The 9,041-nt window shown below is 66.8% G+C and carries 9 protein-coding genes; 4 read left to right on the top strand and 5 right to left on the bottom strand.

The genetic code is table 11. From position 1 onward, the window contains the following. Positions 1 to 342 (bottom strand): DUF222 domain-containing protein (locus AC5Y4N_RS20955; protein ID WP_499912699.1); only part of this gene is annotated, 342 nt, incomplete at its 3' end. An 87-nt stretch (positions 343 to 429) separates the two neighbouring features. On the opposite strand from AC5Y4N_RS20955, the gene AC5Y4N_RS20950 reads away from it, so the two are divergent. Beyond that, entirely contained in the window at positions 430 to 633 is a 204-nt protein-coding gene (locus AC5Y4N_RS20950) for a hypothetical protein (RefSeq protein ID WP_499912701.1), read from the top strand. 67 nt (positions 634 to 700) lie between these two features. Then, entirely contained in the window at positions 701 to 1,264 is a 564-nt protein-coding gene (abmR, locus tag AC5Y4N_RS20945; RefSeq protein ID WP_499912703.1) for an ATP-binding transcription factor AbmR, read from the top strand. Here the strand turns inward: abmR and AC5Y4N_RS20940 are convergent. From AC5Y4N_RS20940 to AC5Y4N_RS20930, 3 genes are all read right to left on the bottom strand, one after another. Beyond that, a complete protein-coding gene (locus AC5Y4N_RS20940) occupies positions 1,261 to 3,423 on the bottom strand; it encodes a molybdopterin-containing oxidoreductase family protein (RefSeq protein ID WP_499912705.1) in 2,163 nt (720 codons plus the stop codon). The two genes, abmR and AC5Y4N_RS20940, sit on opposite strands and share 4 nt — an antisense overlap. A gap of 156 nt (positions 3,424 to 3,579) precedes the next feature. Then, on the bottom strand, positions 3,580 to 5,448 hold the full coding sequence (locus tag AC5Y4N_RS20935) for an ABC transporter ATP-binding protein (RefSeq protein WP_499912753.1): 1,869 nt from the start codon (positions 5,446 to 5,448) through the stop codon (positions 3,580 to 3,582). A 32-nt stretch (positions 5,449 to 5,480) separates the two neighbouring features. Next, the gene (locus tag AC5Y4N_RS20930; protein WP_499912707.1) at positions 5,481 to 7,211 is read right to left on the bottom strand and encodes an ABC transporter ATP-binding protein; all 1,731 of its coding nucleotides are present in this window, start codon (positions 7,209 to 7,211) and stop codon (positions 5,481 to 5,483) included. Positions 7,212 to 7,395: 184 nt separating this feature from the next. Between AC5Y4N_RS20930 and AC5Y4N_RS20925 the strand changes: the two genes are divergently transcribed. After that, a complete protein-coding gene (locus AC5Y4N_RS20925; RefSeq protein WP_499912710.1) occupies positions 7,396 to 7,956 on the top strand; it encodes a DUF3558 domain-containing protein in 561 nt (186 codons plus the stop codon). Positions 7,957 to 8,000: 44 nt separating this feature from the next. Beyond that, complete coding sequence (locus AC5Y4N_RS20920; RefSeq protein ID WP_499912755.1) at positions 8,001 to 8,507, top strand: DUF3558 domain-containing protein; 507 nt, start codon at positions 8,001 to 8,003, stop codon at positions 8,505 to 8,507. Positions 8,508 to 8,539: 32 nt separating this feature from the next. Here AC5Y4N_RS20920 and AC5Y4N_RS20915 read toward each other — a convergent pair whose 3' ends face one another. Next, complete coding sequence (locus tag AC5Y4N_RS20915; RefSeq protein WP_499912712.1) at positions 8,540 to 9,040, bottom strand: SixA phosphatase family protein; 501 nt, start codon at positions 9,038 to 9,040, stop codon at positions 8,540 to 8,542. Position 9,041 lies beyond the last annotated feature (1 nt).

The raw sequence follows: 9,041 nt of genomic DNA, 5'->3' as shown, positions 1-9,041 counted from the left end.
CTCGGCGGCGCGCTCGGCGATCACCCCGACCTGATCCAGCGACAACCGGCCCTCTACCAACCCCTGCACACAGCGCGGAAACTCCGCCAGCCGGCCCGCCACCGTGGCGATCGTGTGCGCCGTCGCCGACGACACGCCCAGCTTCCAGGCCACCAACGCCGGCACCGGCCGCGCCCCCGTCACACCCCACAACCCCTCACCATCGATCTCGGCGACGATCTGCACGATCCGCCCGTCGATCGCGTTGCGCTGACCCGCCAGCTCCGCCAACTCCTCGAACAACACCTCAAGACGCTGCGCAGGACTCACCGCAACAACGGCCGACGACGCGATCGAGGACATAACGACACCATCGCACCCACCACCGACAAGTCCGCGGCACCAAGTACGAGGCCGCCCTCGCGATCGGACCGCTGGCATCCTTGGCTCATGGCTGGCAAAGAAATCGACCGCGTCAGGGTCCGCAGTGCGCTGGACGTCGTCAAACAGCACCCCGTCATGGTGCTGTTCGGGCTTTCGCCGGTAATCGCCGTGGCGATCCTGGTCGGCTGGCTGACACACCCATTTTGGGCAGTGCTGCTGTTCATCGTCGCGCTGGCAGCCGGTAGCTGGGCGGTTGTCCGCAAGCGGTAGCTCTCATCCGCTTCCGCCGTGGGAGAACAACCTCCCCTCGCCGCTGCAACGGTGTAATCATGTAATCATGCGATCACATCACCAACACGGACGGCGGTTCGGCCGTCCCGGCGGCTGGCAACAGGCTGACCAGCCCGACGCCGCAGACGCCGCCGACTGGTTTGCCGGCCGGTTGCCCGACTCCTGGTTCACCGAGGACCCCGAGGTCGTCGTCGACCGCGAGGAAATCACGGTCATCGGCAGGCTCCCGGAACCCGAAGGTGCAGAAGAGGGTGCCGACGCCCGCGGTGCCGGTCGGGCGGCCCGCTTCCGCGAGGAGACGCGGGCGGAGCGCATGCGGATCGCCGACGAGGCGCAGGCGCGTTACCGCCGCACCGTCAGTTGGGGGGTGCGGATCGGCGGCGAACAGATCATGTTCACCAACATGGCGGTGCCGGTGATGACGCGGCTGCGCCAACAAGAACGCCGCGTCCTCGACACGCTCGTCGACGCCGGTGTCGCGCGGTCGCGGTCGGACGCGCTGGCCTGGTGCGTGCGACTGGTCGGGGAGCACGCCGACGAGTGGCTGTCGCAGCTGCGTGAGGCGATGTCGGCCGTCGACGACCTGAGGGCCAAAGGTCCCGAGCTCTAGACTCGCTCGACTCCGACGTAGGACGAGCTCAGCGGCGGGGTCTGCGACAGCGGATCCACCACGGAACCGTCGATCAGCAGGTTCCGGTTGGCGCCGTACGACTCCGCCGAGCCGCCACCGCGCGGATCGAAAACTCTTGAGCCCCAGCCGTGGTCGACGATCACGACCCCACGACGCGGCCTCGAGCTCACCGACGCGGGCACTTCGATCGCTCCGACGGGCGAGAAAACCCGCACCGAGTCGCCGTCGCTGATGCCCAGTGCTGCAGCGTCTTCGGTGTTGATCACCGCCACATTGCCCTTGCCGGCGGGGTGCAGCCCGGGAAGCTCGTTGAGCCACGAATTCATCGAATGCCGGTTCCGCCGACTGGCCAACTGGAACGGGTAGCCGACGGGCGCTTCCGGCACCGGCCCGGCGAGCAGGTCTCGGGCGCGCGCGACGAGCTCCGGCGGCGCGACGTGGATCTTCTTGTCCTCGGTCCGGAGCGCACCACGTAGGTGGCCGAACTCGCGTGGACCCAGCAATATGCCATGCGGATGATCTACGATCTCACGCCATGTGACCTTGCGCCCGTTGACTTTTCGGCTAGTCGCCACCAACACCCGGTCGATCCAGCGCGGTGAGAACTCAAGGCTAGGCCGCCGCGTCGCCCGCGCCAGTCGGCGGGTCGCCGTGACGAAGCCGTTGACGCCCTTGACGCCGAACAACGGTCGGCGCATAGCAAGCGCGAGATCGACGAAGATGCGCCATTCCTCGCGCGCGCCCGCTGGCGGTTCCACGGCCTTGCGGCCGTATTGCACGTACGGTTCGTCGTGCAAGTTACTCGTGAAGGCCATCAAGTCGTCCCGCTCCAGCCAGTGCACCGCCGGTAACAGCCAGTGCGCGTGGCGATGGCTCTCCCGTTGCACGAAGTCGATCGCCACCAGCAGATCCAGTTGCGCCAGTGCTGCATCCAATTTCGCGCCGTCGGGCCCGGAGACTACCGGGTTGCCGCAATTGATCACCATCGCCCGGATTCGGCCCGGCCCTGAAGTCGTGATCTCGTCCGGCAACTCGGCTAGTGCGTGCGCACCCGCCACCATGCCGCGTCCCTTCACGCGGCTCTTGTGCGCAGACGGCTTGACCATGTCGAACATCCGCAGCGCGTCGACGTAGCCCGGTTCGAATCTGCGGCCGCCGGGTTTGTCCATGCGGCCGGTGATCACGTTGAGGACGTGTCCCAGCCACTCGCCGACGGTTCCGGTCAGATGCATCGACACCCCGGTGCGGGTGATAACCATCGCGCTGCGGGCGGCGGCGAAGGCTCGGGCCAGCCGTTCGATCACCGACCGCTCGATGTCGCAGCGTGCGGCGAGATCGTCGAGATCGGCATCGACGACAAGGGCTCGCAGCTCGGCGGCTCCGGACGCCAATTCGCTGCAGTCCGTACGGTTTTCGAGACCCTCGTCGAGGACCACCTTCACCATCGCCAGTAGCAGCGCCCAGTCCTCGCCCGGCCGCACCGCCAGATGCTGGTCGGCCTTGTCGGCGGTCTCCGTGCGCAGCGGGTCGACAACCACGATCTTCGCGCCCAACCGCTGCCGCGCCAACGCCCGCTGCCAGCCACGGGGCACAGTCTCCAGCCAATTCCACGCGCTCACTGCGGGATTCGTGCCGACGAGAACAAAGAAGTCGCAGTTGTCGACGTCAGACACCGGCGCCATGAGCGCCGATCCGTACATTGCCTCGGCGACGACGTGCATGGCGTTCTGGTCGACCGAGCCGACGGCATACCGATTCTGGGTGCCGACCGCGTCGAGCCACGCGTTCATGAACAACACATTCGACGACGAAAAGCCTGCCGGGTTGCCGTAATACAAGCCGACGGCGTCCGGGCCGTCCGCCTCGATCAGCGCGGTCATCCGCGCCGCGATGTCCGTGATCGCCTCCTCCCAGGTCGCTTCGACGTACGAATCGCCGATCCGGCGCATCGGGTTGAGGATCCGCCGCGGATGCTCGACGAGCTGTGCCGCCGTGCGGCCCTTGGCGCAGAAGTCTTGCCAGCTGTGCGGATTGAGCCGGTCGGGCGAAATCTTGGTGACCCGGTTGTCCTCGACCGTCACCGCGACGCCGCAGGCCGCAAGGCAGTACCGGCAGAACGTATACACCGTTGTCGTCATGTCTGTTGCCATCAGCCCATCCCGCCCATCCCGCCTGAAATGCAGCCACTTCGTCGCAACCGCAGTCTCGGAGATCTCAAACTACGCCGAGGCCACGGTTGTGGACGAGATCGGCCGAGAATGCGTCATCAGACCGAAGTCTCGGCGAACCTGCGCCTACACCCGCGTCATCGCCCAGTAAGCGCCACGCTTAGCCATCAGGTCGGCATGGCTGCCACGTTCGACGATCCGCCCGTCGTTCATCACCAGGATCACGTCGGCGTCCCGGATCGTCGAAAGACGGTGCGCGATCATGAAACTCGTTCGGTCACGGCGCAATTCGCGCATCGCGTGCTGGATCAGCACCTCGGTGCGCGTGTCCACCGAACTGGTGGCTTCGTCGAGGATCAGCAGTTTCGGCTGGGCCAGAAACGCCCGCGCGATCGTGATCAACTGCTTCTCGCCCGCGCTGATGTTGCCGCCGTCGTCGCTCACCCATGTGTCGTAGCCGTCGGGCAGCGTGTGCACGAACCGGTCGACGTACGCCGCCGTCGCGGCGGCCACCACCTCGTCGTCGCTCGCGTCAGGCCGTCCGTAGCGAATGTTCTCGGCGATCGTCCCGCCGAACAGCCAGGTGTCCTGCAGCACCATCCCGATGCGGGAGCGCAGCGATTGACGGCTCACGGTCGCGATGTCCACCCCGTCCACCAGGATGCGGCCGGAGTCCACTTCGTAGAACCGCATCAACAAATTCACCAGCGTCGTCTTGCCGGCACCGGTCGGGCCGACGATCGCGACCGTGCTGCCCGGCTCCGCCACGAACGACAGGTCTTCGATCACCGGAGTGCCGGGCCGGTAGCTGAATTCGACGTGCTCGAACTCGACGCGCCCGCCCCTGCCGTTCAACGACGGCAACGGCACCCCGGTGTCCGGCTGTTGTTCCTCAGCGTCCAGCAGGTCGAAAACCCTTTCCGCACTGGCGATTCCGGACTGCAGGGTGTTGTACATCCCGGCCACCTGGGTCAGCGGCTGGTTGAACTGGCGCACGTATTGGATGAATGCCTGGATGCTGCCCAGCGTGATCTGGCCGGTCGCCACCTGCAACCCGCCGACCACCGCGACGGCGACGTAGCTCAGGTTGCCGATGAACATCGTGAACGGCGACACCAGGCCCGACAGAAACTGCGCGCGGAAGCTGACGTCGTACACGTTGGTGTTCAGTTCGGCGAACCGTTGCTGAGCGTGGGCGCGGTGGCCGAACGTCTTCACCAGCGTGAAGCCGCTGTAAGTCTCCTCGATGTGCGCGTTGAGGCGTCCGGTGTTGGCCCACTGCCTGGCGAACAGCCGTTGCGACTTGCGTGCGATCGTCCGCGTCACCCACAGCGACAGCGGCACCGTCAGCACCGTGATCAACGCCAGCAACGGCGAGATCGTGAGCATCATCACCAGTACCGCGACCACGGTCAGCACCGAGGTCAGCAACTGGCTGATCGTCATCGACACGGACGTCTGCACGTTGTCGATGTCGTTGGTGACCCGGCTGAGCACCTCGCCGCGCTGCCGGGAGTCGAAGTACGCCAACGGCAGTCGGTGCACCTTGTCCTCGACGTCGGCGCGCAGAGCCACCATCGTGCGCTGCACGGTGACGTTGAGCACCCGCGCTTGTGTCCAAATCAGAAGGGCTGCAAGCAGATACAGGCCAAGCGCCAACAACAATGTGCGGCCCACCGCGCCGAAGTCCACACCGACACCCGGTGTGACGTCCATCCCGGACAACAGATCGGCGAACGTCGAGTCACCGCGGGCCCGGGCTGCCGCGACGGCTTGCTCCTTGGTGAGGCCGGCCGGCAGGTGCCGGCCGACGACCCCACTGAACAACAGGTCAGTGGCGTGGCCGAGCACCCGTGGTCCGATGACCCCGATCGCGATGCCGCCGATGCCCAGCCCGATCACCGCGGCGGTCAGTCCCCGCTGTGGAGTCAGCCGCTGCAAGAGCCGAATTGCGGTGCCCCGGAAGTCTCGCGACCGCTCCACCGGCGGCTGCATCGCGATGCGGGTGCCTAGCCGTAGGGGACCGCTCACGACGCGACCCCCACCGCTTGCGAGTCCGCGAACTCCGCATACTCCGGGCACTGCGCCAGCAGTTCGCGGTGTGTGCCCGCTCCGACGACCCGTCCGTCCTCGATCACGACAACCTGGTCCGCCTCGACAACCGTCGAAACTCGCTGCGCCACGATGACGACCGTCGAGTCCGCGGATACGTCCCGCAGGGCCGCCCGCACCCGCGCGTCGGTGTGCACGTCGAGTGCGGAGAACGCGTCGTCGAACAGGTAGATCCGCGGCCGGCGGATGACCGCACGAGCGATCGCCAATCGCTGCCGCTGCCCGCCGGAGAAGTTGATACCCCCTTGTGCCACAGGCATATCCAGACCGTCGGCGTGCGCGCGCACGAACCCGTCGGCGGCTGCCACCCGCAGCGCGTCCCACATCTCAGCCTCGGTGGCATCGGCCTTGCCGTAGCGCAGGTTGTCGGCGACAGTGCCCGAAAACAGATAGCCGCGCTGCGGCACCAGGCCCAGGGTCGACCACAGTTTTTCGATGTCGTAGTCGCGGACGTCGACGCCGTCGACGGTGACCGAGCCGTCGGTCACGTCGTAGAGCCGGCAGATCAACGACACCAGCGTGGATTTGCCCGACCCGGTGCTGCCGACTATCGCGGTCACTGTCCCGGGCCGAGCTGTCAGCGAAACATCCTGCAGCACAGGGCGATCGGCACCCGGGTAGCTGAAGGTCGCCGCCGTCAACTGCACCAGTCCGTGCGCCGGAGCCGACGCTGCGGTGCGGGCTGGGCTGCTAATCGTCGGCCGGGTCGACAGCACGTCGGTGATCCGCTCGGCGCACACCGATGCCCGCGGCAGGATGACCAGGATCAGCGTCGCCATCATGACAGCGGTCAGGATCTGCATGAAATAGGACAGGAACGCGATCAGCGAGCCGACCTGCACCTGGCCGGCGTCGATCCGTAGACCGCCGAACCAAATCAGCGCCACGCTGGACAGATTGATCACCAGCGTCGTGACGGGCAGCAGGAGCGCCTGCCAGCGCCCGGCCGCCAGCGCGGTGTCCGACAGCGCCTGGCTTGCCTCGGCGAAGCGCCGACGTTCGACGGATTCACGCGCGAAGGCCCGGACCACCCGGATGCCCGACAACTGCTCGCGCAGCACGCGGTTGAGGTTGTCGATCAGCTTCTGCAGCCGACGGAAGATCGGCAGCATCTGCGACACGATCAGGTAGTTCGCGATCGCCAGCACGGGCACGCTGACCAGCAGCAGCCAGGACAGCTGCGCGTCCTGGTGCAGGGCCATGATGATGCCGCCGACGCACATGATCGGCGCGGCGATCAGCATCGTGCACGTCAGCTGGATCACCATCTGGATCTGCTGGACGTCGTTGGTCGTGCGCGTCAGCAGCGACGGCGCGCCGAAGCGTGCGGTCTCCTGAGCGGAGAAGCTGGTGACGTGGTTGAAGATCGCCGAGCGCAGGTCGCGACCGAAACCCATCCCGGTGCGCGACGCGAAGTACACCACCCCCACCGAGCACAGCACCTGCAGCGCGGTGACGGCCAGCATCACGCCGCCGAGCCGCAAAATCGTCTCGGTGTCGCCCTTGGCGACGCCTTCGTCGATGATCGCCGCGTTCACGGTGGGCAAGTACAACGACGCCAGCGTGCTGATCACCTGCAACAGCGCCACGACCGCCAGCAGCGACCGGTACGGCCGCACATAGTTGCGCAGCAGGCTCAGGAGCATCTCCGTACTGTCGCACATCACGATCGCGGTCCGGCAGCTGACGCACGGCGTGCTGCAGCGCGAAATCGCTGGTCAACCGCGAGATCGCGCGGCGTCGGGACGGCTGCGGCTATCCTGCTTGCTGTGACGGGCGGTGGGGGTGCCGCCGCGTCGGCGAAAGTGACGTGACCAGGAAGCGAGTTCCGTGAGACGCAGACTGCCCTCCGCGGCCATCGGCCCCGTGGTCATTGGAGTAGCCACCGTCGCACTGGTCGCCGCCTGCTCCAACGACTCGTCGGGCCCCGGCAATGCCACCACCTCGGCGACCCCCGCTCAGCAGAAAGCCAGCCATGGCCCGTTCTTCCCGGAATGCGGCGGCGTCAGCGACCAGACGGTCAACCAGTTGGCGCAGGTGCCGGGCCTGGTGAACACGGCGAAAAACTCCGCCGGCTGCCAGTGGCTGCAGAACGGCGGCATCATGGGCCCGCATTTCTCGTTCACCTGGTATCGCGGCAGCCCGATCGGGCGCGAGCGCAAGACCGAAGAGTTGTCGCGCACCAGCGTCGAGGACATCGACATCGACGGCCACAAGGGCTTCATCGCGCTGGCGAACGATCCCACTCTGGGTGACAACCTGTGTGAGGTCGGTATTCAATTCGACGACGACTTCATCGAATGGTCGATCAGTTACAACCAGCAGCCGTTCCCGCCGCCATGCGACGTCGCCAAGGAACTTGCCCGCCAGTCGATCAGGAACGCGAAATGAGCCGGGCCAGCCGGCTGCTGTGCGCGCTTGTTGCGGCGCTGGCCATGGTCGCGATGGTCGGCGGCTGCACCCGCACGACGGGGGGCAACGCCGTCGTCGCCGGATCCAACGGTGATACGCCGCGCAACGACAACTCCGAGCGGCAGTATCCCAACCTGCTCAAGGAATGCGACGTGCTGACCACCGATGTGCTGGCCAAGACCGTCGGCGCCGACCCCCTCGACATCCAGAGCACCTTCGTGGGCGCGGTGTGCCGGTGGCAGGCGGCTAATCCCGAGGGGCTGATCGACATCACGCGGTTCTGGTTCGAGCAGGGCAGTCTCGACAACGAGCGCAAGGTCGCCGATCAGCTGAAGTACCAAGTCGACAGCCGCTCGATCGCCGGCGTCCGGTCGATCGTCATGAAGGCCAACGACGCCAACGGCGCATGCGGAGTGGCCAGCGACGCCGGCGGGGTGGTCGGGTGGTGGGTCAACCCGCAGACGCCCGGAATCGACGCGTGCGGTATGGCGGTCAAGCTGATGGAGCTCACGCTCGCCACGAATGCGTGATCGTCCGGTCCGCGGACGACGCGTCATCGCGGTTACCTCGGCACGTGGAATTCCACCAGCGTCGCCCCGCCTAACGTGAGGTCACGCCACGGTCCCTCGAACTGCAGCACCGCGATCGCCGACGTCGGAAACTTCGTCGAAATCCGCTCTGCGGCAACCGGATTGCTCCTCGCCGCATCGGCGAGCATGAGCGTGACACTGCTCATCGCCGGCTCGTGCGCGAGCACCAGCAGTGTGGCGACAGCATCGTCGACATTGTTGATCTCGTCGATCACGGTCCCCGGCACCGCGTCGTAGAGCCGTTCGGCGAACGTCACCGGCGCGTCGAGTCCCGTCGCGGCCAAGGTTTCGCGCGTTCGGGTCGCGGTCGAGCACAGCACCGCGTCGATCGGCGGCACGTGGGACCGCAGCCACTCGCCGGCGAGCCCGGCCTCCCGCACGCCGCGCGGTGCCAGCGGCCGGTCGTGGTCGGCCACGCCGGTCGGGTAGTCCGACTTGGCGTGGCGCATCAGGAGCAGCGTGCGCTGGGCCATC

It is taken from the genome of Mycobacterium sp. NGS19, from assembly GCF_059813155.1.
Note: the sequence above shows the minus strand (reverse complement) of the source record. Positions and strands in the feature narration are given on the sequence as shown.

Bases quoted from the DNA above. Each gene is read 5' to 3' on its own strand.
- AC5Y4N_RS20930 (WP_499912707.1), bottom strand. From the start codon at position 7,211: ATGCTCCTGAGCCTGCTGCGCAACTATGTGCGGCCGTACCGGTCGCTG.
- AC5Y4N_RS20935 (WP_499912753.1), bottom strand. From the start codon at position 5,448: ATGCAGCCGCCGGTGGAGCGGTCGCGAGACTTCCGGGGCACCGCAATT.
- AC5Y4N_RS20915 (WP_499912712.1), bottom strand. From the start codon at position 9,040: ATGGCCCAGCGCACGCTGCTCCTGATGCGCCACGCCAAGTCGGACTAC.
- abmR (WP_499912703.1), top strand. From the start codon at position 701: ATGCGATCACATCACCAACACGGACGGCGGTTCGGCCGTCCCGGCGGC.
- AC5Y4N_RS20920 (WP_499912755.1), top strand. From the start codon at position 8,001: ATGGTCGCGATGGTCGGCGGCTGCACCCGCACGACGGGGGGCAACGCC.
- AC5Y4N_RS20940 (WP_499912705.1), bottom strand. From the start codon at position 3,423: ATGACGACAACGGTGTATACGTTCTGCCGGTACTGCCTTGCGGCCTGC.
- AC5Y4N_RS20950 (WP_499912701.1), top strand. From the start codon at position 430: ATGGCTGGCAAAGAAATCGACCGCGTCAGGGTCCGCAGTGCGCTGGAC.